Raw genomic sequence first — 25913 nt, 5'->3', positions numbered from 1 at the left:
CCGCTCAGCATGGCATTGAACTAGGTTTTAAAATCCCTACGATCAACACAAGCTACTATTCTTTCATGGGCTCCAAACTAGAATACAGAAGGATGTATAGCCTTTTCCTCAATTATGTGTTTGCTTATTAGGTGGCACAAATTCTCTTTTTAAGGGGGTTTCATTGCGAAATGCCCCTATGCGCTTATGAGTTTTGATTAAAATTTAGTTGTTCATAAAAGCATGAAAGCCTTTTACAAATAACTCCTTTAATTTTGTTTTTAAAAAACGCTTTTTAACTTTTTTTCATTTTCTTTTCTATGAAAATGTTCAAGCATTCTATGAGCAAGGCAAAACCAATGCCCGCATACAAATAATTTTTATCAACATGCAAATGCAAGCCTTCTAAAAACAAAAACACGCCCACAACGAGCAAAAAAACAAAGGCTAAAGTTTTGATGCGGTAGTGCTTTTCAATAAAATCGCCAACGATTTTGGAAAAAAACATCATCACGATTACAGATAAAATAATAGCAAGCGCCATGACTTCTAAGTGTTTAGCGATCCCAATAGCCGTGATCACGGAGTCTAAAGAAAAGACAATGTCTAAAAACATGATTTCTATTAAAGTGATGAAAAAGCCAAACGCTTTTTCTTGGTGTTTTTCTTTAGGGTAGATCTGCTCTTTTAGCTCCGCTAACGCTTTAAAAGCCAAAAACGCCCCCCCTACAAGCAGCACCACATCACGCCATGAAAAACTCATGCTTACTAAAGTGAATAAAGGCTTTTGCAAATGGCTGATAAAAAACAAGCTCCCTAAAAGCCCTATACGAGCGATCATCGCTAGGCCCAAGCCTAAAATCATGGCCTTATTTTGCTGATGTTTGGGGAGTTTATAGACCATCACCGTGATAAAAATGATATTATCAATCCCTAGAACGATCTCTAAAAGCGTGAGCGTAGCCAAGGAGACTATGCCATGCGGTGTAGAAAGAGCGTCTAAGAGTGAGGATAAAAACTCCATAAAAGGCTACAACCAGCCTTTCTTTTTAAAATAGAGCACAGGCAAAATCGTAGAAACCGCCATGACAATCAGTGCGAAAAAATACCCATATTGCCATTCTAACTCCGGCATGAATTTAAAATTCATGCCATAAATCGTGCCAATCAATGTGGGGGGCATCATCGCCATGGTCGCCACAGTGAAGAGCTTGATGATTTTATTTTGCTCCACATTGACTTGAGAAGCGAACAGGTTTTGAATGTTATCAAGCGAGTTGAGATTGACCGTTGTAGACTCCACCAAAGAGCTAAAATCGGTTAAAATGATATTTAAATTATTTTTAGTATCGCTATCCACTTTATTGCTCCTTAATAAAGCGGTGATAATGCGCCGTTTGTCAAAAAAGGAATCCCTTAAAGCCACATTAAATTCTTGCAAATTGGACAAGTGCACTAAAATATCATCATGCGTAGAAGTTTCTTTGAAAATGATGTTTTTGCGCAACAGGCTCGTTTGTTTGTTGATCCACTCCAAACATTCCACGCCTTTTTCAAAATACACTTCAAAGATTTTGGTTAGAATATCAAACCCGTCTTCAAATTTTTTAGGGCTAGCCAAAACCTTTTTTTGGATAGAATCAAAGATTTCTAAAGTTCCGTAATAAATCGTGAAAAGAATGTTATTAGACAAAATAAAGGTCGCCATTTCCGTGTGGAAAGTCTCATTTTCATCCTGGTTGGTGAAAAAGGCGTTGATCGTAACGCTGGAGCTGTCTTCCCAATATTTGGTAACTGATGAGACTCGTTGGGAATGATCTGTGTTGTAGTGGATAGCGTATTCTTGGCTTAGAGTGGCTAATTCATTGGGCGTAGGGTTGATTAATTCAAACCATAAAACTTCATTTTCCTCTATATCAAAACCATTAAAATCATTAAAGCGTTTTTTAATGACAAATTTTTGCTGTTTGAAAAACACGTTCACCATAAGCGATCCTTAGAGTTAATGGCGTTTATCCAAAACCTCAAAACAAGGTAAAATTTTGCCCTCTAATAATTCCAAACTCGCTCCCCCACCGGTGGAAATAAAACTCATGTTGTCCTTTTCGCCCGTGCGATTGATCGCATCAATGGTATCGCCCCCCCCAATGAGCGAGAAAGCGTAAGTGTCAGCGATCTTATGGGCTAAAAAGGTTGTGCCTCTGGCAAATTCTTGTTTTTCATGCACGCCTAAGGGGCCATTCCATAGGATCGTGGGCGCGCTCTCTATGACTTCAGAAAATAATTTCACGCTCGCAGGCCCTATATCAGCGATCTTGTGTTTAGGTTCAATGTCTTGGACGGGTGAAATTTTGATGTGTTTGGGGTTGAGAATGTCATCAGTGGTTACAGCGTCTATAGGCAAATAGACTTTGACTTTTTTTTCTTTGGCGCTTTTTAATAATTCTAGGGCGTCATTGATTAGAGCGTCTTCTACAGAAGAATCTTGCACATCATAGCCTAAAGCTTTTAAGAAGGTGTTACTCATGGCTCCAGCAATGATGAGCTTATCAATGAGATCTAAAATGTTTTTTAACAAGGTGAGTTTGGAGCTGACCTTAGCCCCCCCCACAATCAACAATAAAGGGCGTAAAGGGTGGTTAAACGCTTGATAAAACGAATCAATTTCTTTTTTGAGTAAAAACCCGCTCACTTTAATAGGGGCGAATTGCGCCGTGCCATAAGTGCTGGCATGCTTTCTGTGGCTCGTGCCAAAAGCGTCATTCACAAACACATCGCACAAGCTCGCTAAATCTTTAGCCAGATTTTCATCATTTTCTTCTTCGCCTTTTAAAAAGCGGATATTTTCTAAAAGAAAAATCCTTGTGGGCGCGTTTTCGTTTAAAGCCTGCTTGAGTTGCGCAATATTTTGAGAAAAAACCACTTCATGATTTAAGAGTCTTTCAAGGCGTTTTAAAAAAGGTTTCAAGCTCAATTTTTCTTCAACCCCTTTAGGGCGGCCCAAGTGGCTCACTAAAATAATATCCTTAGCCTTATTGTCAATACAATATTGGATGGTAGGCAAGCTCTCTCTAATGCGCGTATCATCAGTGATATTCAAATTTTCATCTAAAGGCACATTAAAATCCACTCTAATAAGCACCCTTTTATGGCTCACTTCCACTTCTTGAATGTTTTTAACATTTTGCATAAACGACATTTTAGCTAACATGAAAAATCCTTTCTTTTAATTTTGTGCTATATATTGCGCCATGTCTATCAAGCGCTCGCTATAACCCATCTCATTGTCATACCATGCCAATACTTTAGCATTTTTTTCGCCTATTGTCATGATTTGATCATCAATCACGATCGCGCTAAAAGGCGAAGAAATAAAATCGCTTGAAACAAGCCTTTCTTCATCAATGCTCACAACCCCTTTAAAGGCATGCTTACAAGCGTCTTTAAGCGCATGCTGAACGCTCGCTTTACTCACGGATTTTTTAAAGCTTAAAGACAGATCCACCAAGCTCACATTAGGGGTAGGCACTCTAATAGCAAGGCCTGTAACTTTAGGGCCTAAATGCGGTAAGACTAGCGAAATGGCTTTGCTCACGCCGGTGCTTGTGGGGATGAGGTTAAGGCTAGCCGCTCTAGCGCGGCGGATGTCTTTGTGCTTGGTGTCTAAAAGGTTTTGATCGTTAGTGTAGCTGTGAATGGTGGTTAAAAGCGCGTTTTCTACTTTAAAGGCTTCGTCTAAGATTTTTAATAGGGGAGCGGTAGCGTTAGTCGTGCAAGAAGCGTTAGAAATCACGCTTTCGTTATGGTAATTCTTATGATTCACACCATAGACAAAGGTGGGGGCGTTTTGTGCGGGAGCGGAGATGATGACTTTTTTCACGCTGTTTTTAAGATGAGCGCTTGAAGCTTCTAAGGAATTGAATTTCCCGGTGCATTCTATGATGATTTCTGCGTTAGCGACAGAAAAATCAAGCTTGTTAATGTCTCGCTCGCTCAACACTAAAATGTTTTTACTATGCCCGATATTTAAGGTTCTATCAGCGTTTAATTTGGCTTCAAAATGCCCATGCACGCTGTCATGGCGGATCAAATGCAAAAGAGTTTCTAATTCAGCGGTAGAATTGATAGCTACAATTTCTATATCCTTTCTTTGACTGGCGACTCTTATAGCGCACAAACCGATGCGCCCAGTCCCATTGATAGCGATTCTAATTGGCATGTTTTCCCTTTATTTAAAAATCACCATTTTATCACAAATGCTCTTAAATAAAGGTATTCTTAAGGGGTTCTGTCTCATTAAGCATCAATCACAAACTGAAGTCAAAATCCTTGCGATAAATCTCTCTATAAGCTTTTTGAACGCTTGTAAAAACCCCGCTCCCTAAAAACCCCCTAGATAATGGGCTTGGGTGAGGGGCTGTGATGATGATATGCTTATTAGGGGGAATTAGCGCGATCTTTTTTTGGGCGACTTTCCCTAATAACACCACGATTAAGGGGGCGGTCGTTTCAAAAAGGCGCATCAATATTTGATCGCTAAAAGCTTCCCAGCCAATATATTGGTGCGAAGCGGCCTTATTTTTTTCCACGCTTAAAATGGCGTTCAATAACAGCATGCCCCTTTTAGCCCATGCGCTCAAATCCCCACAACAAGGCACAGGCACGCCTAAATTCGCATGCAATTCTTTAAAAATATTTTTTAAGCTTGGGGGGATGGGGGCGTTTTTTTCCACGCTAAAGCTCAAGCCCATCGCCACCGGCAATTCTTGCTCATTTTCTAGGTAGGTGGAATGGTAGGGGTCTTGCCCTAAAAGGATGATTTTAACCGCACTAGGGGGCGTTAAATTGAGTGCATAAAACAGATTAGAGCTTTTAGGGAAAATGGTTTTAGGGCTTTTTAGGGCTTCTAAATAGCGTTTTTCTATTTCTAAAAAATAAGGCTTTTTAAATTCGCTTTGCAAAAACTCCCGCCAAGCCAAACTCAAAGGAGCGTAGTCAAAAAGCCTCATGCGTTTAGTTCGTGGTAGTGTTTTAAATACTCTTTTTGCATGCGTTCTTGTAATTCTTCATACCAGATGGGCGAGTTAAAATCAGGCGTATAGCTTTCTAGCATGACCAAACGGGTGCGCGCTTTATAGGCTTCTAGGGGCTTGGAATTAAAGATTTTAATGGAATTGATTAACACCATGGGCTGGATTTTGAGCTGGAATTTTTCAGCGATAATCTTAGCCCCTTGCTTGAAAGGGAGGAATTTTTCTCCCCCTTTGCCTCTAGTGCCTTCAGGGAAAATCACTAAAGGGCGGTTTTGATCTAGCTTTTCCTTACACGCTTTCAAAAGGCTCACAATCCCCTTTTTATCCTCTCTGTCAATTAAAATCATTCCCGTATCCGTTAAGGCATGCCCATAAAAGGGGATTTCGCCCAGCTCTTTTTTAGCGATCCAGCAAATATTGCTAGGGTGGTAGGCTTCTAAATAAATAATGTCTAGTAAGCTTTGGTGGTTTAAGACAATGAGTTTAGCGTCCGTATCAAAAGCGCCTATTTTTTCTAAAGTAACCCCGGTAAGGGAAAAAAAGCACGAACAAGCCCTACGGCTGGAGCGGGCGTTATTGTTTTTGCGGTTAAAGTAATTGAAAACAATGATAACGGCTAAGCCTATAGCGATCACTAAAGCCCTATAAATCGCTCTTAAACTATTTGATTTCATCTTTTTTGACCCATCCTATTTGTTCATGCGGCGTTAGGATTTTGTAATAATCATCATGCGAACCTAAGATTTTAATCGGCATTTCATTTTTAGAAAGCCCTAAAATGGTGGAATTTTGCGTGGGCAGAATGCGGATTTTTTTATGAGCGAGCAATAGGGCTGATTTTTGCGTGAATAAAAGGTGATACAAAACAAACCCTAAGCACAAAATCCCAAGCCCTAAAAAAATGAGTTTGCGCCCAAAAATGAAAAACAACACCAAGAAAAACACGCACAAAGCGAGCAGCGCCACGTTAGAAAAGACTAAAAAATTGTTTTTAGGGATGAGATCGCTTTGAATACCGGTAGTGTCTTGAGTGGGAATGGCTGAAAAAGATAAGGTTTTAAACTGCCTATTAGAAAGCGAAAAATAATCAAAAGAAAGGTTTTGAAGGGTTTTAGGCAACACGCAATAATAAAAAACGCTCCCTTCTTTAGCCTTGATCTGATTTAAAGAGGCGTTATCAAACCCTTGCTTGATCGCTTCTTTGATGTGAAAATCTTCCCAAGTGGCTTCTTTGAACGCTATTTCCATCACCAAAATATTGTTTTTATCGTCATAATCTTTGGTTTTGTATTGCACAACTTGTAAATCTTTGGCCATGACATTCGCGTAACGAGGGTTTTTGGACAAATCCGTTACCTGCAAAGTAACTTTTGGGGCTATGGAATGATCGATGTATTTGTCTTTATTGGAAAACGCGCTCACTTCTAAGGACGGAATAATCGCTTTTATGCCCTTAATCTTGTAATAATAAGTCGCTCTGAAAAGCTCTTTTTCCACCTTTTTCCATTTAGGCATCTTGTTTAAGAGCTCAATTTGGGTTTTATCCCACCCGTCTTTGATTTTGGCTTCCAAAAACTCAGCGTCAAACAGCAATAAATCATAAGTTACGCCTATAATTTGACCGATATAAACCGGGTTGTTTTCTAAATCTTCTAATTGGGGGATTTTCACATAAGCCACTTTAGCTTTGATTTCTTCTGGCTCATGAGTGTTTTCGGCAACCAAATCAGCAACCAAAAAAGTGGCTAAAAAGCTTAAAATCAAACTGATGGTTTTAACGATTTTGATTGAATGGGCCAAAAAACCCATTAACGATTTTTCAAATAAAAACCCCATGAGTTTTTATTTCTTCTTAGGCGCTTTTTCATCCATTTTCTCATCAACGATAGACCAGGTTTTCAAGCTGTCAATAGCGGTTTTTAGCTGAATATCATCATTGATCATTTTAGGAGTAACCTCTTTTTCCTCTTCATTTTTCTTGTCTTTATCCGCCTCTTTAGAATTGGGGGTTTTATCATCAAGTTTTTTAAGCTCTTGCTCTAAATGGTGTTTTAGATCCGCTTCTTTCAAGCTGAATTTGTTTTCATTTTCTGGCGCTTTACCCGGATAAATCACAATATCAGGCGTGATCCCCTTAGCTTGAATGGTGCGCCCGCTCGGCAAATAGTAGCGTGCGGTCGTGATTTTAATGGCTTCGTCTTTATTGACAGGGAGCAACATCTGCACGCTTCCTTTACCAAAGGTTTTTTCACCGATAATCACGGCCCGTTTGTGATCCTGCAGTGCCCCTGCGACGATCTCGCTCGCGCTCGCTGAACCACCATTGACTAACACCGCAATAGGTAAATTGGTATAAGGGGCTCTGCCGTTAGCCTTGTATTCTAAATTTTCTTCTTTGTTTTTGCCTTTTTGAGAAACTAAAACCCCCTCTTTAATGAAGAGGTTAGACAAGCCCACCGCCTGGTTTAATAGCCCTCCAGGATTCCCCCTTAAATCCAACACGATCCCTTTAGCCTTAGGGTTAGCTTTTAAGCCATCTAAAACCGATTTGGTAACATTCTTGTCAAAACCACTCACTCTCACATACAGATAAGGGGTTTCTTTAATCTTTTTCACATAGACAGAGGGGAGTTTAATGATGTCTCTAATGATGTTAAACACTAAAGGTTTTGGCTCGTTTTTTCTCACAACGGTGATCTGGATAGGGGTCTTTGGCTTGCCGCGCATGAGGTTGATCGCATCATCAATGCTCATGCTCAGCGTGCTTTCGTTATTGATTTTTAAAATGTTATCGCCTGACTTAACCCCAGCCTTGTAAGCGGGAGTGCCTTCTAAAGGGGCAATAACAGTTAAAACGCCATCGCGCATGCCCACCGTGATCCCAAGCCCCCCAAATTCGCCCTCGGTTTGGGCTTGAAATTCCTTAAACTTCTTTTCATTCAAATACGCTGAATGCGCGTCCAAATTAGAGAGCAAGCCTTCAATCGCTTTAGTCATGATCTCAGAAATACTGATTTTATCCACATACTTTTTTTCAATTTCTGTAACCACATTAGAGAAACGACTGAACGCTTCCACCCTTTTAGCCGCTAATTCTTGCGGATCTTCTTTAACCGGCTTGACCGGCTTTTTTTCCTTAACTTCACCACCATGCAAACTCACAGCAAGAGAAATCGCTAACAACCCTTTAAAAAGTCGTTTTGTCATTGTTAATAGCACCACCCATTTTTGAGATTAGAAAGAATCACCTTTAAGGTTTTATTCAACTTTTTGCGTTTATTCTATCTAAAATTTAGATAACATGCCCATTCATTCACTCATTTTGAGCCTAAACGATACAACAAAAACGCATAACTCCCCGATCCATTCACATGCAAATCACAAAGCATGCTCGTTACAAAAACATTAGAAATGGGGCTTGCTTTAAAGCCTCTATCGCAAAGGCAATAACTTTTCTTCTAACTTTGACGCTAATTGCTGATAAATCGTTTTATTTTGTCGTTTAAAATACTCTACTAACATTTTTAAAACTTTTTGTTCTGGGAATAAGATTAACACAAGATTGAAAATTCCATCATTATCCAAAAGTTTTCTATAAACGCTTGGCGCTAAATCTTTGATTTCTTGAAAGCTCTCTGAAGGATTTTCATCAAAATTCAAACTGGGCAAATCAGGTAAGCTTTCACGCCACCATGCTAAATGGTTTAAAATCTCATCCCAAACTTGCAAGATATTAAGATTTTCAAACAACTCCTTACCATAACACAAGCTCAAAGGCACGCCATAATCAACAGATAATTTTTGCAATTCTTCTTTATAATAATTTTGATTTTTATTCAAACTCTCATCTATAAAGTAAAAATAGCCTTGAATGTTTTCGCCATAATGATGGATTAAAGCCTCTAATTTTCTTTCAAAGTTATCTATTTGCCCTCTCTTTTTGGCGCTGTCATGGTCATCTCGCATTTTTTGTTCTATAAAATAATAGGTGTTATCTTTTTTAGCCAACTGATCTAATTCTAAAGATTCCATCTTTTCTTTATCTTTATTATAAAAGGGAATTTTTTTAGATAAAGGTGAAAAGTTATGCTCTTTTAATAATTGTTCTATTAAGCATTCAAACGCATCGCCAAATTTAATCTCATGGGAAGTCAATAAATTTTGTAATAGTTTTGTTTTAGGCTTAGTGGGTCTAAAAATCCCCAAATAGCGTTCAGGATTTTGAGCAATATTTTCAAGTAATTTTGCTTTAGATGTTCCAAAGACAAAACGATTAAAAATCTCGCTAAAGGTTTGATAATCCATTAAAACTCCTTTTGGCAGATATAGCGCAGTTCATCGAGCAACAAAAATTGATTTTGGTAATACGCATAAAAAAATTTCCAGCCATTATGGTTGGTTTTATTCAAATATTTAGCGCTCATCTTATGAATAGAAGTTTCATAATTTTCATTATCCCTCACTTGTCCGTTTTCTAAAACTTGACAAATTTTTTCTTTGTTAGATGAGTATAAAAAATCTCCAATTTTTAACAATTGCTTAGAAATTAAAAGACTCATAGGGATTTTTGGGGGTTTAGTTTCTAAATCTAAATTAGTGATAAAATCGCTTTTATCCCTAGCGCTATTAAGGCGTTTTGTTGCTTCTTTGATATAAAAAGAATCTTTTTCAATGCCAATAAAATACCTATTCATAGATTTAGCCACAGCCCCTGTTGTGCCTGTGCCAAAAAAGGGATCTAAAATAATATCTTTAGGTTTAGTCGCGCTTAAAATGATTTTTTTTAAAAGCGCTTCTGGTTTTTGCGTGGAATGCACTTTCTTGCCTTGCGCGTCTTTTAACCTTTCGTTACCCATGCAAATAGGGATTTGCCAAACCGATTTTTCTTGTTTGTCATTATTGAGATACTTCATTGTTTTATAATTAAAGGTAACTTTGCTGTTTTTGTGTTTAGCGCACCAAATAAGCGTCTCATGAGCGTTGCATAGTCTCTTGCCAGCAAAATTAGGCACCGGATTACTCTTGTGCCAAATAATATCATTGAGTATCCAAAACCCTAAATTTTGCAAATGAAAACCAATTCTAAAAATATTTTGAAAACTCCCTATCACACAAATACTGCCATTATCTTTTAAAATCCTTTGGCACTCTTTTAACCAACCCAAACAAAAGGTATCGTATTCCTTAAAAGAGCCAAATTTATCCCAATGATCCTCAACGCCTTGAAATTTTGTGCCTTCAAAACGCTTCAATTCCCCCTCTGTTTGCATAAAATATGGGGGGTCAGCAAAGATAAAATCAACGCTTCTGTTAGGGAAATCTTTCATTTTTTCTAAACAATCCCCCTCTATGATAGTGTTTAAGTTTTCTTTTAAAAAATCCATTATTAATTAACCTTTTATATCTGCTACTCTAGCCATTTTAACACAAGCGTTTTAAGGCTATCTTAATGTTTAATCTTTAGCTTTGTTCTCATCAAATGATAGAAGTTACCTATCTCAACCTATGTTAAACGATACAACAAAAACGCATAACTCCCCGATCCATTCACATGCAAATCACAAAGCATGCTCGTTACAAAAACATTAGAAATAGGGCTTACTTTAGAGCCTCTATCGCAAATGAGAGCGAGATTAGGCAATACAGAATAAAGGGAAGGCTGAACCTCCGTCTCTGCGATAGATAAGATTTCTCGCATTAACGCTTGGCTGTCATTCCCTTTTAAATGAGGCAAATCGCTCGTCAAAAATCCAAGCGTTTTTTGGATTTCAATCGTGCGCGCGATGACTTTAATGATATTGCTTACATGATCAAAGTTACAAGACTCGCCTTTATGGCTTTTTAAATATTTGTCTAAAACGCCATACCCCCCTATCATGTAATCATGAATTTCTTGACTCACCCCCATAAAATAAGCGCTATGGTTGATATAAAGGCGTTGTTCTGGCTCATTATAAGAGGGTTTTTTGATGATGGGGTTACGCTCATGCGCTTCTTTGTAGTAGGATTTGCCTATGGTGGCGTCTTTTAATTTGTTAAAGCTGTAATTCAAGCTTTCTTTATTTAAGACATGCAAGCCGATTAGTTCAATCCCTAAAAGGCTTAAAGCCCTAAACAAATCTTTATTGTTTGTGAAAAGGATTTTAGGGTAATCGGCTTTGAGAAACTCTTCATAACGCTTGCGGTAGTTTGGGGAATACAATAACGCATAAATATAGCCTAAAACCTCTAGCGGCTCAAAAGAGTGGTTATAATGCTTGTCTATAAAGCTTCTAAACTCTGGCGTAAAATTTTCGGTGTAGTTGGGATCTCTAAACCGATAAAGGGGGTAATTGACCCCAGCACCATTGCCCCCAGAGCTTAACCCCTGATCGTTAATACAAGAGCTTATAAAGCATTGCGTCCAACTTTTATCGTTGTTTTTTAGCTGTCGTGGGGTGTTTAGTGCGACATTTTTGCGCGTTTGATTGGGTGTTTTAGGGTTTGTTGGGGGGGGGGGGGGGTAACATGTGCTTAAAAACATCATATACAGGGTATGCTAAAAAAGTCCTTGAATTAGGTGTGTAATAAGTCCAACGATAATCAAAAGGGCGGTATTGGCACAAAACAATGTATTCTTCTAAACGCTTAATATTAGTCTTAACTTCTTTGATAGCATTGTTTAAACGCCAATCCCTACTATCATCGCCAATATCATACTTTCTGCGTAACTCGCTAGGTTCTAAGGTTGAAAAATCTTTTAAAAGCTTTAATAAGTTTTCTTTGTCTTTATGGAAAACGACATGGTCTCGTTTAGAGCAAATACCGGTACCTCCAACTTGAAACATCTCTTGAACGCTAAAGCCTTGCTCGTATTCCTCTAACAAGGGCGTTTCTAAAGGCAACAGCAAGTAAAAAGGCTCTCTTGGGCAAAGCTCAAGCCATTCAATGCTATTCAAATCATTTTGGGCTAAAAAGGCGTATTTTTCAGCCCTTTGGCCATAAACATCATAATAGTGGATTTTTTGCTTGGTTGTTTGCACCTTTTTGACAAAGAGGTTAATGGACACGCCTTGCATGATATTGAAAACGTTTTCATCTTTTGCGCCTTGCGGGGTTTCCTCCTTTTTCCTCGCGTTTCCATGCAAATTTAAGATATAAAGCTCATCGTAGCATTCTAAAAGAGAGTGCCTTAACCCCCTAAAAGTAGGGTTGTCTAAAAAGGCGTTGTTAGAGATAAAGCCAAAAAGGCCATGCTCTAATGATTCGATCTTGTTTTGAGCGAAACGCATGAATTTCACGTAATCGTCTAAGAGCCATTTAGGGTTTTTCTCCTTTTGTAGTTTGTATTTGGAATGGAGTTTTTTAAGTTCCTTTAGGGCGTTTTTGCTGCCGCTTTCTTCTTGTTTTTGAATGTTGTTTAAAAGCGTTTGGATTTTATCGGTGAGTTTAACCTTTTTTTCAATTTCTATGGTTTGAAATTCAGGCTCTATGCCGTAAGTGGCTTTCACTTCCCATTCAAACAAGCCCTCATTACTGCTCGCCCCGCTATAAGGGGGGTTACCGGTGATGATAAGGATCTTTTCATCTTTTTTGATTTCTTGAGCGCTTGAAAGCTCTTTTTCAAAAATCGGGCTTAGCCCACGATAAGCAACGATCTCACTAGGCTGTATGAGGGTGTTGGTTAAAATGATTTGAGGTGCATCGTTTTCTTTGAGAGGTTTTTTAAATTCCTCCTTAAAGGCTTGGCTGAGATTCAAGTGAGCGATCGCATAAGGAGCGATCAAGTATTCAAACCCATAGAATTGCTTTAAAAGGTTTTGGTATTTGTCCTCTTTAGTGGAGGTGCCTCCATCGCTTGTTTTTCTCACTTCTAGCGCTTTCCTGAACGCTTCCAATAAAAAAGTGCCGGTGCCGGTAGCAAAATCTAAGAGCTTGATGTTTTCGTTATCCAAAGCACTTTTTAAGCCTAAGGGAGCGTCTTTGAAATGCGTTTTAAGCAGGCTATCCAAAGCGTTAATGATGAATTTCACCACAGAATCCGGAGTATAATACACGCCCTTTTTCTCTCGCAATTTAGGGTCATAAGCGCTTAAAAAGGTTTCATAAAAGTGCAAATAAGGGTCTTTATCATCATTCAAATCTTTGATGATAGAGTCCATATCAACATGATTGATCAAGCTTAAAATTTCATTTAAAAGCCATTGGATTTCTTTGATTGCATCAAGCTTCTTTAAAAAATCCGCCATTTCTCTGATCACAGCGAAATTTTTAGGGATGGAACTCCTCACATTATCCAAATTGATTTTTTCAAAAGGGTGGTTGAGCTTGGCTAGAAAAAGGCTGTAGGTGAGCGTTTGAGCGAACGCATCGCTAAAGTCTTCAAAACTCAATTCTTCATAAAGATATTCTTTAAAATTCTTAAAAATGCTAGAAACTTGCTCGTCTTTTTGGTATTGGATTAGAGCGTCTTTTAAATACTTGGTGGGCGTGCTTAAATGCGTTGCGAAATCTTTAGCGTTAGTAATAGGGGCTGCTTCGTAATTGAAAAAGCTTTTGAACAATTCAATTAAATCACGCTCGGTTTGCGGGTTGGGTTTTAGGGGTTTAGAGAGTTCATCAAGGCTAGCGACAGAGATTTCTCTTTTAATTAAAGGCTTATTCTCTTCATCTTTCCCTACCCACACGAAATTAAGATAATCCGTGAGCATGAGATTAGGGTTTAATTCTAAATATTTAAGGATTTGTTTGCTTTCGCTTTCTACAATCTTTCTAAGATCGGTCCCCACTCTTTTATTTTCTATATAGCCGATGTTTAGCCCTTGATGAGAAATGCGAAAATCAGGCTGACCCCCTTGTTTGTCTTTTTTAGGCTCATGTTCAATCTTAAATTCTGTATTGAAATTTTCTTTTAAACCCTTAAGCAAGATTTGTAAAAAGGCACGGTGCGTGAGTTCGTTCTTTTCAGGCGTCAGATCTTTAATGCCTTCTAAATATTCTTTTAGCATGCTAATAACCCCTTTTTAAAGTCTTTAAGCCATTTTCATGTGCATGTCAATAAAAGTGGCTTGATGGATTAAAGCCCCTACGCTAATGGCATCCACGCCGCTTTTAGCGTAAGCGTTGATTGTCTCTAGCGAGATGTTCCCGCTCGCTTCCAATAAGACAAAGGGGTAATGCGCCTCTCTATAAGCGGCAATTTCTTTCGTCTCTAAAACGCTCATGTTATCGCACATCACAATATCCGCTCCCGCATTCATGGCGTTTTTGGCCTCTTCAAAACTCTCGCATTCAATTTCAATTTTAGCCGTGAAAGGCAAATTTTTTCTGGCATGCGTTAAAAAGCTTTTGAGATCTTTCACATGCTTTAAATGCGTGTCTTTAAGCATTAAAGCGTCATCTAGCCCTAAGCGGTGGTTGCTCGCTCCCCCATTAAGTACGGAGTATTTTTCAAAGATCCTTAAAAGGGGTCTAGTTTTTCTCGTGTCCAACAAACGCACTTTATGAGAATTTAAAGCTTCTACAAAACGACTCGTTAAAGTGGCGATCCCGCTGCTGTGTTGCAAAAGGTTTAAAAGGGTGCGCTCAACCTTTAAAAGCATGCTAAAATCCCCCCTAATTTCCATTAGGGTGTCTTTAGGCTTGAAGCGTTCTTTATCTTTAATATTTTGAACGCATTCAATGCCGGTCATTTGAAGCAACTCTAAAGCGTATTTTTCGCCTGAAAACACGCCCTCTTGTTTAGCCCTAACAAACGCTGTGGCTTTAAAATCCTTTTCTAACACCCTTTCAAACAAATCCCCATGCCCTAAATCTTCTTTTAAAGCGCGTTCTAAAAAGGTTTTAATCTCCATTAGGATAACTCCATCATTTTGGTTAAAGCGAGTTTGGCTAAGCGCACCACCTCATCTTTTAATTCAATCGTATTATAAGCCCTGTGGTTTTTATAAGCCTTTAAGACTTCAAACAAATCCTTTAAAGTCGTTTCATTCATGGTAGGGCAAAGCGCGAGCGTGCTAGAAAGAATGAAAGTGTTTTGATGGTTGCGCTTGGCTTTCAAGCGGTTAACCAAATTGCTTTCAGTGCCTATGGCGACTTTTTGATCGGGGCTTAGCTTTTCTACAAATTCTATGATTTGACTCGTTGATCCGCTAAAATCAGCATTTTTAACCACGCTAGGCTCGCACTCTGGATGGACAGCGATTAAAATATCCGGGTATTTTTGGCGGTAAAATTCAATGTCTTCTAATTTGAAAAGCTGATGCACCGAACAAAAGCCGTTATAACAAACCACATCAGCGTTTTTAATTTCTTCTTTGCTATTTGCGCCTAAAATCGCGCTTTTTAAGCCGTTTTCTAGGGCTAGATTTTCCCCCAAGCATTTATCCGGTAAAAAAAAGATTTTTTTATTTTGTTTTAAAGCGTGATTAAAGATCTTAGAAGCGTTGCGGCTCGTGCAAACCACGCCACCATCTTTAGCGACTTTGGCTTTCACTTCAGCGTTAGAATTAATATAAGTGATAGGGTAAAATTCTTTAACGCCGCATTCTTTCAATAAATGGACGCTTCTATCGTAGTAATGGCTGTCTATCATTCTCGCCATAGAGCAGCATGAGAGTTTGGGCATGATCACTTGTTTGTCAAAGGCTAGGGCTTTCACGCTTTCGCCCATGAAATGCACCCCGCAAAACACGATGAGGTTTTTATCGCTCTGGCTTGCGATTTTAGCTAATTCCAAGCTGTCCCCTGTATGGTGGGCTAACTCTACAATCTCATCTTTTTGATAAAAATGAGCCACTAAAAGCGCGTCTAAATCGTGCAACAATTCCAAAATAGAAGCTTTTAAATCGTTATCAGTTGGCATGAAATTCCCCTATACTTTCCCCAAACTTCACGCTTTTTTCTTTCAAATCTTTAAAAGCGGTGTTTTGAATGAATAAAACGATCGTAGAACCCATTTCAAAATTCCCTAAATTATCCCCCTTTTTAACCTTAATCGGCGGGTTGTAAGAATAGGTTTGCGTGAAACGGGCTTTAGCGTTAGTTTGGATATTCTTATCAAAATTAAAACGCATTTTACCCACATTTAACGCTCCCACCGCTACAAAATACAACCTATTGCCTTGAATGTCTTTTGCAACAAGTGCCACCCTTTCATTGCCCACAAACAGATTGTTGTTTTTGTAAAGCGATGGTTTATTGACCGGCAGTAGTTTCCCCGCAAAATAACGAGCCTCTAAAATTTCTAAATCGCAAGGGGCGTGGTAGTGGTGGTAATCTTTAGGCGAAAGGTAAAAATTCACATAGAAAAAAGAAGGGCTTAAGGGATTGATTTCGCCCACTAATTCATGCACTTTATAGGGCATGCCTTTAATCTGCAAAGCGGTATCGTTGTCTAAAAAAGTGCATTCCGTGATCAAAGCATCGCAAGGTGCAATGCAAATATTAGGGGATTTGTCAAAGGGGCGTTCTTTTTTTAAGGAGCGCGTGAAAAGAGCGTTCAAACTCTTGTAATTTTCTAAAGGTTCAAACTCGCTCAAATCAATTTTAAAGATCTTAACGTAAAGGGCGTTGATGCCTTTTTGGATAAAAGAAGGGAATTTATAGCCAGCCACAGAGCCAAAAACCCTTGAAAGAGCGTTGCTTAAAGCTACCATTTTAACCCTGCCATGTTCAATATAAATTCCACCTCGCCCTTACTCACTTTAAACTCTTTAGAAATAGAATCCACGCTATAACCTTCTTGATACATTTTCAAAACCTGTTTTTCGTTGATTTCATCGCTAGCGGCATAATGCCCCATGTCTTTGAATTTGTTTTCTAAAGTAATGATTTTTTCTTCTAAGTAATCGCGCTCTTTGTCCATGGATTTTTGGATTTCTTGCAACTGGTTATAAAGGTGTGAAAGAGTCGTTCTCAATGAGCTATCCTCTTTAGCGCTTTTTTCTAAAGAAAGGCCTTCCAAACGCCCCTCTAATTCTTTCAAACGCTTAGAATAGATATAGTTTTCTTGATAGGATTCGTCTAAGGTTTTTTCTAAACGCCTCATTTTATGGTAAAACTCTTTTTCTTTAAGATATAAATACCCCACCAAGCACACCAACACCAATAAAATCGCCCCCAAAACGACCATAAACAAATCATTAGAAGATAACATGATTGCTCCCGTTCATAATTTCAAGCCTTTTCTTTCGCTATGGACAATAAAAGAATCATAACGCTTGATGTCTAAGGCGTGCATGCGCGTGATTTCTAAAAAATCTTTATCCCTTGCCACGCCAAAAAAGGCTAGGATTTTCCCCTCTAACACGCAACGCCCATAGTAAGTTTGAGGCGCTATCAGGCTTTGTTTTTTTAAGCAAACTAGCCCATGCCCTAAAGCGATGATGCGGTTATTTTGCTCCAATTCAAGCAAGTTTTCTTTTAAAAGCAGACTCTCTAGTTTTTCTAATTTAAAATACAACGCTTTGAATAATTCCAAAGTGTCGTTTTCAACATTCAAGCGTGAAAAATCAAAGCCAGAATTTAACCAATCAAATTCTTCTAACACCGCTAAAGAGCGTTTACTTTTAGAGATAAACCTTTCATAAGAGAACGATAAATCGCACTGGACTAAGCGCGTTTCAAACCCTAAAGCTTGGGATCTTAAAACCAACTCATGCATGCTTAAACCCCACATCAAGGACGATGAAAATAAAAAACACCACCCCCAAATAGCCATTACTCACAAAAAAGGCTTTAGGGATGTTTTTATAATCTCTAGCCACTAAGATCTGCTCATAGAGTAAAATCAAGGCTGAAACCCCTAAGCCTAAATACGCAAAAAGCCCCCCATGATAGCACTTTATAAAAAAAAGCCAACACACAAGTGCTACAAGGTGTGAGAGCCTTGAAAGATTCAAGCACCATTTTTCCCCTAATTTACTAGGAACGGAAAACAAGCCTCTCTCTTTATCAAACTCCATATCCTGTAAAGAATAGAGCAAATCAAACCCAGCCACCCATAGCATCACCCCTAAAGCCAAAAAGACATTCCATAAAGGAATATCCCCTAAAACCGCCACACTCCCAGCAATGGGAGCCAAACCCAAAGCCAAACCCACGATAAAATGTGCCAAAGAAGAAAAGCGCTTGAAATACGAATACCCCCCCAAAATGATTAAAAAAGGTAACGAGAGCTTGAACGCTAAAGGGTTGATGCAATAGCTCACCACCACGAATAAAAGAGCGTTTAAAGCGCTAAAAATGACCATGCCTTTAACGCTGATCCGGCCATCCACGCTCGGGCGGTTTTTCGTCCTTGGGTTATCCTTATCAATGTCTCTATCCACCAAGCGGTTAAACCCCATAGCGAAATTTCTTGCCCCTAGTAAGGCTAAAAAGCAAAGGATTAAGGTTTCTAAGTCAAAAAAGAGCGTTTGATTTTTTTGATAAGAGCTTATGACCATAGCCATGAGTAAAAACATGCTAGAAAATATCGTATGCTCCAAAGCGACCAATTCGCTTAAAGCTTTGATTTTGTGTGCAATTTTTTTAAGCAATTATTTGATCCCTAGTAAAATGACTTTTCTAACCTACAATTAAGCTAGGCATTATAATATATTGATAGCAACAATACAAGAAAAAGCCCGCACTTAAAACGTTCATGCTTAAATAAACTTTAAAAAATCGCGCGCTTAAAATCGTTAAACATAAATGCACCCCTAAAAGCCATAAAGGCGAAGAGATTGAAATCGTAGGGATTGCTAAAGGCATGCTTAAAAGGTGATCCAACAAAGATCCCAAACCCACCGCATGCAAAAACAAACTCAAAGGGAAGAACACGATAAAAATCAAGCCTAAAGGAATGCTAAAAAGTTGGTAGGGCGAAAACATAGGGAAAAAGGCATGCGCGATAATGAGCATGTTCAAAAACACCAGTGCGCTTAAGCTTATGGCTTGAAAAGATCGCCTTAAAAAAGAAGAGGTTTTAAAAAAAGCTTGAGTGTGTTTTAAAAATAAAAAAATATACCACACCCCACAAACAGAAAGCAAAAACCCCACGCTAAAAAGCAATTTAGGGAGTAACGCTATGGCGATACAGCACGCTAAAATCAAAAGTTTAAAACTCAAAAGCCTTACCCCAAAAAAGCATGCCAAAAACCCTAATAAGCCCATTAAAAACGCCCTGAAAAAAGAGGGTAAAAAATCCAATAGCAACAAATACCCTAGCAAAAAAACCCACACCAAAACCCCTATATCATAAAAAGCGTTCCTATAAGGGAAATAGCGTTTTTGTAAGGGAGTATAAAAAAGAGAGAAAAGAAAATACACACTAACGCTCAAAATCCCTAAATGGAACCCGCTAATGGCTAGTAAGTGGTTGATCCCTAGTGCATTAGCCCTGTCTCTTAAATCCTTATTCAAGCTATCCCCTATAAAAAGCGCTCGATACAAATTACCCACTAAAGCGTTGGAATGAGCGCTGTCAATGAAATGGCGCAAATGCGATTTGAAATCTTGTTTTCGTGTTAAAGAAAAAGAATAGGTTTGGAAAAAGCATGATTTTAGAGACTCTAAGAACGAGCAAGATTTGATTTTGCCAAAAAATTGCGCATGGCGGTATTGGAGGTTTTTTAAAGGCTCTTTAATGGTGGAATAAAAGATCATGCCCTTTGATTGGAGCTTTAAAACAAAATAGGTTTTTTGATCTTTAGTTTTAGGGTATTGCAACAAGATTTGAGCGTTTAGGCTTGTCGGTTTTGAAAAATCAAGCTTTTGGTAATTCAAGTATTCTAAATAAAGATTGATTGCCAACAAAAGGCTTAAAAACACCCCACACAACAAGTATTCTTTGGGGGTCGTAAGAAGTTCAAACGCCCCCTGAAAAGTTTTGTCTTTCAAGTTGTAACTATATCGTAATCCACTTTAGTTTCTTGGTTTTCTTCTAAATGGGAATCTATGGGCATGTCTTCATAGCGCGTGAAAGGAGCGTTAAAGCGCGTATAAACCGTTCCTGTAGCCCCATTCCTGTTTTTAGCCACGATGATTTCAGCCTCTTCAATACTGCCATTTTGCTTGTGGATACGCCTTTCTTCATCAACTTTTAGGCGCAACTCTTGCGCCTCTTCAATTTTGCCTTCTTTTTTGAGTTTGTCTATTTTGTTGTCTTCAGCCCTCATTTGATAGATATAGCCTCTATATAAAAATAAAACAATATCAGCGTCTTGTTCAATCCCCCCGCTGTCTTTAATATCCGAAAGAATGGGCCGTTTATCGTCTCGATTTTCTAGGCTGCGGTTGAGTTGGACTAGTGCTATGATAGGGATTTCTAATTCTCTGGCTAAAGTTTTAAGCTCCCTTGAAATTTCAGCGATTTGCTCATGGCGTTCTTTAGTGGCTTTGCTCCCTGACATGAGCTGCAAATAGTCAATAAAAGCGATACCCAATTCCTTGTGTTGGGATTTAAGCTTTCGTAGTTGCAAGCGGATCTGTTCTATCCTCACATAGCTTTTATCGTAGAAAAAGAGTTTTTTGCAAGAAAGGTGATCGTAGCATTTGGCTAAATTTTCCCATTGATCATCATCAAGTCTCCCGCTTTCTAAATCATGCATGTTAATAGAAGTGAGATCCGATAACGCTCTTAAAGCGAGTTGCTCTGCAGACATTTCTAAACTAAAAACCGCTACCCCTCTATCATCATTGAGCGCAGCTAAGACCATGTTCATCATCAAACTGGTTTTACCCATAGACGGCCTTGCCCCTATAATGACTAAACTCCCCTTATTAAAACCGCTCGTATAATTATCCAACTGAACAAAGCCAGTCGGTATGCCAGTAACTTCCAAACTCCCTTTTCTTTGGTTTTCTGTAATAAGATCCATCGTGCTTTCAAGCACTTCTTTAATGCTCCTAAAGCCCTCTATGGTGCTGCCATTCAATAACGCATAGACTTCTCGCTCCACAGCGCCTAAAATATCGTTGGATTTTTGCGCACTTTCTAGGGCTTGCTCTCTAATGGTGTTAGCCAAGCCAAAAAGTTTTCGTTTAATGGAAGCGTTTTTAATCTCTTCCACATAGGCTTCAATGTTATCTATGGGGCTTGCCGCAAAAATAGCGACTAGATCTTCTTCTTTAATTTGCTTGTCTTTAGGCATTTTTTGGCGGATAAAATTCTCATCAATGGGGTAATCTTCTTCATGCAGTTTTAAAGCGATTTCAAAAAACAAGCCGTTAGGCGGGTAGTAAAAATCGCTAGGCTCTAAAACGCTATGAACCTCTTCAATCTTATGATTGGCCAACACAATGCCTGAAAGCACGATCCTTTCAATGTTTTGCAATTGCTGCAAATGCTTTAAATGATCCATTTTTATCCTTTTATAATCGTTTGATCTTTTCTATCAAATCTAAGGGCGTTAAAGCGTAATTATTTTTAAATTCTAAACTCGCTAGCGCGTGCGCTAAACTTGCATTAATTGCGGCGTCTAAAGGCGTGTAGTTTTGAGAAAGCAAGCTTAAAATAAGCCCCGCTAACACATCGCCACTGCCTGCTTTGGCTAAAGCCACGCTCCCTAAAATGTTGATAAAAACCCGCCCTTGATGAGCGATTAGGGTATTAGCCCCTTTTAAAAGCAAAACCACTTTGGGGTATTTTTGAGAAAAATCCCTTGCGATTTCTAGTTTATTGTCTAACAATTCTAGCATGCTTATATTGATCCCCACTAATTTTAATAACGATAAAAACTCTTTAGGGTGAGGGGTTAAAACGACTTCTTTTTCTAAGGCTTGTAACACCTCTTTGTGGTAAAAAACGCCCGCATCTAAAACGCATGGGGCTAATTCAAGCCACTTGTTAAAATCCTTTGGGAAACCCTCTAACCCCATGCCAAGAGCGAACGCACTTAATGAGTTAGGGAAATTTTCACAAAAAACCAATTCTAAAGGCTTGTTATTAGAAGTTATCCCGCATTCTAACGCTTGAACGCTCACCACCCCAGATCCAAAACTTAACGCACTTATTGCGCTCAATAACCCAGCCCCACTATGCTTGCCCAAAAGAACATGCGCATGCCCGTAATCGCCCTTATGAGCGTTTTTTCTATCCCTTAAGGGCAGTTTCAAATCGCTTTTTTCTAGTAAAAAAGTGTCTGTTGGGATCTCATAGATTTGATTAAAAACCCCCAAATGCCCCACTTTCAATTCCCCTATATAGTCTTTAGCCCTATCGCTTAATAAGCATGATTTGATAGCGCCCATACTGATAGTCAAATCCGCTTTAAACGCCCTCTTATCCACCCTGCCTTTAGAATCGATCCCGCTAGGAATGTCGCAAGCGATTTTAAAGCACGCTTTTTGAGAAAGGCTTTCAAAGTCTAAAAACGGCTCTAATTCGCCCTTAAAAGCGCTCCCTACCACGCAATCTATTAAAACATCGCATTCTAAATCTTCATTCTTTTCTTCGTATGCTTTGATGACTACCCCTGCTTTTTTAGCCCTTTCTTTTTGCAATTGGCACATGGGGCTTTTGGCTAATTTCATTTCAAAGACCAGCGTTTTAAAACGCCCTATTAAACGCCTGGCTAACGCATAACCATCGCCTCCGTTATCCCCGCTCCCACACAAGATAATGACTTTAGCGCCTAAAGAAGCGTTTTGTAAAACCGCCCTTTCTAAAGCCATAGCGGCGTTTTCCATTAAAATGTCTTCGCTTAAAAACAATTCTTCAATCGCCCTTTTGTCTAGAGCGTTCACTTTTTCATACACTGAAAGCATCTTTATCCTTGAAAATGAATGCAAAACGAATTTTCGTAAAACGATCCTTTTAAAGAGGGTTCGCTATGAATTTCTAAACGCATTTTATACTTTTCGCACACTTTTTTCACTAAATCTAACCCTATACCATAACCCAACACGCTAGAATTGAAACGCGCGTAACGAACGCTTAATTCTGCGATCTTGTCTTTAGGGATTTCATACCCTAAATTTTTCACTTTCAAAAACTCAGGCGTTAGCTCTATGTGGATATACCCATGCATGACGCTGTATTTGATCGCGTTCATGAGCAAATTGCTATAAAGCGAAATAAAATCCTGCTCTTTAGCCTTAAATTCCACTCCCACTAAATCGCTTTTAAATTCCAGCTTGTGGTAGTCTATCATCTCGCTAAAAAGCGTGTTTTCTTTGGTAATCAGGGCTTTTAAATCTAAAAGCATAAAAGATTCGCGCTCAATATCTTGCATCACTAAATACGAGAGCGATCGGTATAAAAAACTCATGCGCTGGATAGCGATTTTAATGCGGCGGTGTTGTTGGTTGTCTTCTAAGGTTTTTAACGACAAGACTAAAGCACTCATGGGGGTATTTAATTCATGCGTGGTGTTTTTTAAAAAATGATCAATACGGGTGATTTCATTCCTAATGGGCTTTAAAAACAAACGCCCCAAAAACACAGAAACCCCTATCACGCATAAAAACGCTACGACAAACACTAAAACAATATTACGATACAAAGAAGAAAAATGCAGGGGTTTAGAATTTTTAAAAAGCATTTTAGCCACGCCCAAGTGAGCGAAAGTCTCATCGCTGAATAGGTAATATTCCCCCTTAAAACTAAAAAAGCCCGCCTCTTTATGAGTTTTAATCAAATCCGCGCTTTCAGGGATATTAGAATACAAAACACGCTTTTTACTATCAAAAAGGGCTATGGAAGCGTCTTTATAGCGTGAAATGAGAGCGTTTAAAGCGTTGTGGTAATCCCCATGCGTTTGCATGTGCAAGGCAACCACTTCACTAGCGATCTTAGAAGCCATTTTGTCCATGTCCATGCGTATCATTTTGATTTTTTCGTTTTTTTCATAGTTAAACGCTAAAACGCTAATCACTAGCATCAACACAAACGAAGACCCTAAATAAGTCCCTAAAAAGAGTTTAAGGGATTTTTTTTCATAGTGGGTTAAAGCGATAGCCCACCCCCTTATGCGTTTCTATGCAATTTTTACCCAAAAGCTTGCGCAACACTTTAATGTAAGTGCGTAAGGTGGAATCATCAATCGCTTGCTCCCATAAATTGTTTTCTAGCGCTTGAGAGCTAATGATTTGCCCTTTATGCTCTAAAAAATATTCTAAAAGTTGGGCGGTTTTGGGCGGCAAGATCTCTTTTTTGCCCCTGACACTCAAGCAATTTTGGTGGTAAAAAATGTTAGGCATGATTTCTATGGGATCATCATTGAAAAACCTTTTAATGCGCGCTTCCAATTCGTCCAAATCAAAAGGCTTTTTCAAATAATCGCTCGCTCCTAAATTAAAAGCGTTTTTTAAGGTAGCGTTATCCTGTAAGGCGGTGATAAAAATCACAGGCGTAGAGATCAAAAAATCGTTTTTGATGCGCTTAAACAATTCCAAGCTATTCATTTCAGGCGCTTGCACGTCTAAAAGCAAGAGGTTGAAGCGCTCAACAGAGAGCCTTTCATAAGCCTCTTTCCCGTTAAAAGCGCAAAACACTTCATAGCCTAAATGCTCCAAAAACTCCTTAACGCTCTCGCTTAAAAGGTAATCGTCTTCTAGTAAAAAAATCTTTTTTTGCATGGGGGTATTGTAGCACTAATTGCCTTTATACTAAAAGCGGTTATAATAAAACGCTCTCTTTAAAAAGACACCGCCTTATTTTATCAGCCGTTTTTAGAATGCAATAGATCTTTATTGTATTCCAACATGGCATTTTGTAAATCAAGTTTATATAACACATTTTCAATGTAAGTCAAATAAAGGCTTTCTTGTTCTTCTTTGAAACCTTTAGATAAAACCACATCGCAATTTTCAAAATACAAACAAATATGTTTATTTTGCGTTTGAGATATTTTCGCATGGTTAAAAGCGTCAATATAGATTAAATTTTCCCATTTATCCAAAAGATCAAATTCTTCTACAGAGCGAGCCAAGCATAAAGGCACAATATGGTGCAATTCAAAACCCTTTTCTTTTTTAACGCCATGTTTTTCAAAATAAAGGGCTTTCTCTTTAATAGAGCGTTTGAGTTTTTTATCGTTTTGTTTGTTTTCTTCATTGAGCGTTTTTAAAATAAGCCTTTCTTTATTGGTTTCAAAAAACATGCTTTGTTCTAGCAAGCTAAAAATTTGTTGGGCTTGATTTTTCCAATTATGATAATCTCTCTTGTCTAACTTATTCCCGTTAAAATGGTTAGGGTTGCAATAGTCTTGCACTAACTCTTTTAATTTTTCTTTTTGGATACGGCTTAAACTCCTATACTCTCTAACATATTCTATAATTTCGCTTCTAGTAAAATTTTCAATATTTAAAAATGTAACAAAAAACATCATTTCTTCAATGTCTAAATAATGATGGTCAAGCTCTATCATCACCTCTCTGCATTCTGCTCCAAAACCTTGCAAAAGATTTTCTAAAGCTTGCGTGTAACAAAAATTTTTTCTTAACAAATCTTGCGCGTTTAAAAATTCTATAGCTAAGGGAGTTAAACTGATATATTTAATATTGCTTTGAATGTAGGGGTTTGTAGGTTTCTTATTTTTATTGTAGCGTTCAATCAGCCCCATTCTATGCATATCTACAAAAAGATTTTTTCTCAAGCTATCTTGGGTTACTTGATTCTTGTTTCTTAAGTTATCTTGAGACATTTCAGACTTGCAGATATTATCAACCACTTTTGCATAAACCTCTTCGCCTATAATATTGCTAGGGCGTTTGCTCATATCGGTGGTGCGGATTTGCAAAAAATCTCCTCCCACTTCATTAAAAATAGCTTGAATAATAATTTTAATCTTATTTTGATCGTAACGATTGTGTTGGGATAAGTGTAAGCCCCTATAATCAGAACTTTTTATGCGATTAGCTAAGAATTTCAAACACTCTTTACTAGGGTCAAGCTGTGTGATTTCTAGCAAAATTTTTTCTAATTTTGGCATGTTA

The 25913-nt window shown here is 38.4% G+C and carries 25 protein-coding genes and 1 pseudogene; 1 reads left to right on the top strand and 25 read right to left on the bottom strand.

The features are described 5' to 3' along the window. A partial coding sequence (locus KX581_RS06490) for an outer membrane beta-barrel protein (protein ID WP_231175901.1) occupies positions 1 to 131 on the top strand: 131 nt, incomplete at its 5' end. A gap of 143 nt (positions 132 to 274) precedes the next feature. On the opposite strand, the gene KX581_RS06485 is transcribed toward KX581_RS06490, so the two are convergent. The 25 genes and pseudogenes from KX581_RS06485 to KX581_RS06375 all read right to left on the bottom strand — a co-directional run bounded on the left by KX581_RS06485 (position 275) and on the right by KX581_RS06375 (position 25909). After that, positions 275 to 1003, bottom strand: a complete 729-nt coding sequence (locus tag KX581_RS06485) for a TerC family protein (RefSeq protein ID WP_231175898.1) — start codon at positions 1001 to 1003, stop codon at positions 275 to 277. 6 nt (positions 1004 to 1009) lie between these two features. After that, the gene (gene corA, locus KX581_RS06480) at positions 1010 to 1966 is read right to left on the bottom strand and encodes a magnesium/cobalt transporter CorA (RefSeq protein ID WP_100973462.1); all 957 of its coding nucleotides are present in this window, start codon (positions 1964 to 1966) and stop codon (positions 1010 to 1012) included. A gap of 15 nt (positions 1967 to 1981) precedes the next feature. Next, positions 1982 to 3190: a phosphoglycerate kinase gene (locus KX581_RS06475; protein ID WP_231175897.1), complete on the bottom strand. Its 1209-nt coding sequence runs from the start codon at positions 3188 to 3190 to the stop codon at positions 1982 to 1984. Positions 3191 to 3205: 15 nt separating this feature from the next. Further along, on the bottom strand, positions 3206 to 4198 hold the full coding sequence (gene gap, locus KX581_RS06470; RefSeq protein ID WP_180629541.1) for a type I glyceraldehyde-3-phosphate dehydrogenase: 993 nt from the start codon (positions 4196 to 4198) through the stop codon (positions 3206 to 3208). Between the two features lie 88 nt (positions 4199 to 4286). Next, the gene (gene ung, locus KX581_RS06465; protein WP_180629539.1) at positions 4287 to 4988 is read right to left on the bottom strand and encodes a uracil-DNA glycosylase; all 702 of its coding nucleotides are present in this window, start codon (positions 4986 to 4988) and stop codon (positions 4287 to 4289) included. Beyond that, complete coding sequence (locus KX581_RS06460; protein WP_180629538.1) at positions 4985 to 5686, bottom strand: 1-acyl-sn-glycerol-3-phosphate acyltransferase; 702 nt, start codon at positions 5684 to 5686, stop codon at positions 4985 to 4987. Before KX581_RS06460 ends, ung begins: the two co-directional genes overlap by 4 nt. After that, positions 5673 to 6848 carry an SH3 domain-containing protein gene (locus KX581_RS06455; RefSeq protein WP_180629536.1) on the bottom strand — a complete coding sequence of 392 codons (1176 nt, stop codon included), beginning with the start codon at positions 6846 to 6848 and terminating at the stop codon, positions 5673 to 5675. The genes KX581_RS06460 and KX581_RS06455 overlap by 14 nt, the downstream gene beginning before the upstream one ends. A gap of 6 nt (positions 6849 to 6854) precedes the next feature. Continuing rightward, positions 6855 to 8219, bottom strand: coding sequence for a S41 family peptidase (locus tag KX581_RS06450; RefSeq protein WP_180629534.1), 1365 nt, complete (start codon positions 8217 to 8219; stop codon positions 6855 to 6857). Between the two features lie 110 nt (positions 8220 to 8329). Beyond that, positions 8330 to 8455, bottom strand: a pseudogene (locus tag KX581_RS08355) (DNA methyltransferase); the annotation flags it as partial. Further along, positions 8445 to 9317: an HpyAIV family type II restriction enzyme gene (locus KX581_RS06445; RefSeq protein WP_231175896.1), complete on the bottom strand. Its 873-nt coding sequence runs from the start codon at positions 9315 to 9317 to the stop codon at positions 8445 to 8447. The gene KX581_RS06445 and the pseudogene KX581_RS08355, both read right to left, overlap by 11 nt. After that, the gene (locus KX581_RS06440) at positions 9317 to 10396 is read right to left on the bottom strand and encodes a DNA-methyltransferase (protein ID WP_231175895.1); all 1080 of its coding nucleotides are present in this window, start codon (positions 10394 to 10396) and stop codon (positions 9317 to 9319) included. The genes KX581_RS06445 and KX581_RS06440 overlap by 1 nt, the downstream gene beginning before the upstream one ends. Positions 10397 to 10515: 119 nt before the next feature. After that, positions 10516 to 11538: a type ISP restriction/modification enzyme gene (locus KX581_RS08280; RefSeq protein WP_269201264.1), complete on the bottom strand. Its 1023-nt coding sequence runs from the start codon at positions 11536 to 11538 to the stop codon at positions 10516 to 10518. Next, positions 11489 to 13999: a type ISP restriction/modification enzyme gene (locus tag KX581_RS06435; RefSeq protein WP_269201263.1), complete on the bottom strand. Its 2511-nt coding sequence runs from the start codon at positions 13997 to 13999 to the stop codon at positions 11489 to 11491. Before KX581_RS06435 ends, KX581_RS08280 begins: the two co-directional genes overlap by 50 nt. A 24-nt stretch (positions 14000 to 14023) precedes the next feature. Continuing rightward, positions 14024 to 14845 carry a carboxylating nicotinate-nucleotide diphosphorylase gene (gene nadC, locus KX581_RS06430; protein WP_180629532.1) on the bottom strand — a complete coding sequence of 274 codons (822 nt, stop codon included), beginning with the start codon at positions 14843 to 14845 and terminating at the stop codon, positions 14024 to 14026. Continuing rightward, positions 14845 to 15855, bottom strand: coding sequence for a quinolinate synthase NadA (gene nadA / locus KX581_RS06425; RefSeq protein WP_231175894.1), 1011 nt, complete (start codon positions 15853 to 15855; stop codon positions 14845 to 14847). Before nadA ends, nadC begins: the two co-directional genes overlap by 1 nt. Then, positions 15845 to 16648: a phosphatidylserine decarboxylase gene (locus KX581_RS06420; RefSeq protein ID WP_231175893.1), complete on the bottom strand. Its 804-nt coding sequence runs from the start codon at positions 16646 to 16648 to the stop codon at positions 15845 to 15847. The genes nadA and KX581_RS06420 overlap by 11 nt, the downstream gene beginning before the upstream one ends. After that, positions 16642 to 17148: a DUF6115 domain-containing protein gene (locus tag KX581_RS06415; protein ID WP_000953107.1), complete on the bottom strand. Its 507-nt coding sequence runs from the start codon at positions 17146 to 17148 to the stop codon at positions 16642 to 16644. The genes KX581_RS06420 and KX581_RS06415 overlap by 7 nt, the downstream gene beginning before the upstream one ends. Before the next feature lie 12 nt (positions 17149 to 17160). Continuing rightward, entirely contained in the window at positions 17161 to 17655 is a 495-nt protein-coding gene (locus KX581_RS06410) for a hypothetical protein (protein WP_180481822.1), read from the bottom strand. Beyond that, a complete protein-coding gene (gene mqnP / locus KX581_RS06405) occupies positions 17648 to 18490 on the bottom strand; it encodes a menaquinone biosynthesis prenyltransferase MqnP (protein WP_231175892.1) in 843 nt (280 codons plus the stop codon). The genes KX581_RS06410 and mqnP overlap by 8 nt, the downstream gene beginning before the upstream one ends. 70 nt (positions 18491 to 18560) lie before the next feature. Beyond that, positions 18561 to 19874, bottom strand: a complete 1314-nt coding sequence (locus KX581_RS06400; RefSeq protein WP_231175891.1) for a ComEC/Rec2 family competence protein — start codon at positions 19872 to 19874, stop codon at positions 18561 to 18563. Then, positions 19871 to 21337 carry a replicative DNA helicase gene (locus KX581_RS06395; protein WP_231175890.1) on the bottom strand — a complete coding sequence of 489 codons (1467 nt, stop codon included), beginning with the start codon at positions 21335 to 21337 and terminating at the stop codon, positions 19871 to 19873. The genes KX581_RS06400 and KX581_RS06395 overlap by 4 nt, the downstream gene beginning before the upstream one ends. A 10-nt stretch (positions 21338 to 21347) precedes the next feature. Beyond that, positions 21348 to 22742, bottom strand: a complete 1395-nt coding sequence (locus tag KX581_RS06390; protein WP_231175889.1) for an NAD(P)H-hydrate dehydratase — start codon at positions 22740 to 22742, stop codon at positions 21348 to 21350. 2 nt (positions 22743 to 22744) lie between these two features. Continuing rightward, on the bottom strand, positions 22745 to 23947 hold the full coding sequence (gene crdS / locus KX581_RS06385; protein ID WP_120872973.1) for a copper-sensing histidine kinase CrdS: 1203 nt from the start codon (positions 23945 to 23947) through the stop codon (positions 22745 to 22747). Then, positions 23913 to 24554, bottom strand: a complete 642-nt coding sequence (gene crdR / locus KX581_RS06380; protein WP_197307006.1) for a copper response regulator transcription factor CrdR — start codon at positions 24552 to 24554, stop codon at positions 23913 to 23915. Before crdR ends, crdS begins: the two co-directional genes overlap by 35 nt. An 83-nt stretch (positions 24555 to 24637) precedes the next feature. Continuing rightward, entirely contained in the window at positions 24638 to 25909 is a 1272-nt protein-coding gene (locus tag KX581_RS06375; RefSeq protein ID WP_231175888.1) for a restriction endonuclease subunit R, read from the bottom strand. Positions 25910 to 25913 lie beyond the last annotated feature (4 nt).

Source organism: Helicobacter pylori, assembly GCF_021062735.1.
GTDB lineage: Bacteria > Campylobacterota > Campylobacteria > Campylobacterales > Helicobacteraceae > Helicobacter > Helicobacter pylori_DN.
The sequence above is the reverse complement of the archived record's forward strand: the minus strand, read 5'-3'. Positions and strand labels throughout refer to the sequence as shown.

Bases quoted from the DNA above. Each gene is read 5' to 3' on its own strand.
- KX581_RS06445 (WP_231175896.1), bottom strand. From the start codon at position 9,317: ATGGATTATCAAACCTTTAGCGAGATTTTTAATCGTTTTGTCTTTGGA.
- KX581_RS06435 (WP_269201263.1), bottom strand. From the start codon at position 13,999: ATGCTAAAAGAATATTTAGAAGGCATTAAAGATCTGACGCCTGAAAAG.
- gap (WP_180629541.1), bottom strand. From the start codon at position 4,198: ATGCCAATTAGAATCGCTATCAATGGGACTGGGCGCATCGGTTTGTGC.
- KX581_RS06460 (WP_180629538.1), bottom strand. From the start codon at position 5,686: ATGAAATCAAATAGTTTAAGAGCGATTTATAGGGCTTTAGTGATCGCT.
- KX581_RS06415 (WP_000953107.1), bottom strand. From the start codon at position 17,148: ATGTTATCTTCTAATGATTTGTTTATGGTCGTTTTGGGGGCGATTTTA.
- ung (WP_180629539.1), bottom strand. From the start codon at position 4,988: ATGAGGCTTTTTGACTACGCTCCTTTGAGTTTGGCTTGGCGGGAGTTT.
- KX581_RS06440 (WP_231175895.1), bottom strand. From the start codon at position 10,396: ATGGATTTTTTAAAAGAAAACTTAAACACTATCATAGAGGGGGATTGT.
- KX581_RS06485 (WP_231175898.1), bottom strand. From the start codon at position 1,003: ATGGAGTTTTTATCCTCACTCTTAGACGCTCTTTCTACACCGCATGGC.
- crdR (WP_197307006.1), bottom strand. From the start codon at position 24,554: ATGCAAAAAAAGATTTTTTTACTAGAAGACGATTACCTTTTAAGCGAG.
- nadC (WP_180629532.1), bottom strand. From the start codon at position 14,845: ATGGAGATTAAAACCTTTTTAGAACGCGCTTTAAAAGAAGATTTAGGG.
- KX581_RS06390 (WP_231175889.1), bottom strand. From the start codon at position 22,742: ATGCTTTCAGTGTATGAAAAAGTGAACGCTCTAGACAAAAGGGCGATT.
- KX581_RS06455 (WP_180629536.1), bottom strand. From the start codon at position 6,848: ATGGGGTTTTTATTTGAAAAATCGTTAATGGGTTTTTTGGCCCATTCA.
- nadA (WP_231175894.1), bottom strand. From the start codon at position 15,855: ATGCCAACTGATAACGATTTAAAAGCTTCTATTTTGGAATTGTTGCAC.
- KX581_RS06375 (WP_231175888.1), bottom strand. From the start codon at position 25,909: ATGCCAAAATTAGAAAAAATTTTGCTAGAAATCACACAGCTTGACCCT.
- KX581_RS06395 (WP_231175890.1), bottom strand. From the start codon at position 21,337: ATGGATCATTTAAAGCATTTGCAGCAATTGCAAAACATTGAAAGGATC.
- KX581_RS08280 (WP_269201264.1), bottom strand. From the start codon at position 11,538: ATGATGTTTTTAAGCACATGTTACCCCCCCCCCCCCCCAACAAACCCT.
- KX581_RS06475 (WP_231175897.1), bottom strand. From the start codon at position 3,190: ATGTTAGCTAAAATGTCGTTTATGCAAAATGTTAAAAACATTCAAGAA.
- KX581_RS06410 (WP_180481822.1), bottom strand. From the start codon at position 17,655: ATGCATGAGTTGGTTTTAAGATCCCAAGCTTTAGGGTTTGAAACGCGC.
- corA (WP_100973462.1), bottom strand. From the start codon at position 1,966: ATGGTGAACGTGTTTTTCAAACAGCAAAAATTTGTCATTAAAAAACGC.
- KX581_RS06450 (WP_180629534.1), bottom strand. From the start codon at position 8,219: ATGACAAAACGACTTTTTAAAGGGTTGTTAGCGATTTCTCTTGCTGTG.
- KX581_RS06420 (WP_231175893.1), bottom strand. From the start codon at position 16,648: ATGGTAGCTTTAAGCAACGCTCTTTCAAGGGTTTTTGGCTCTGTGGCT.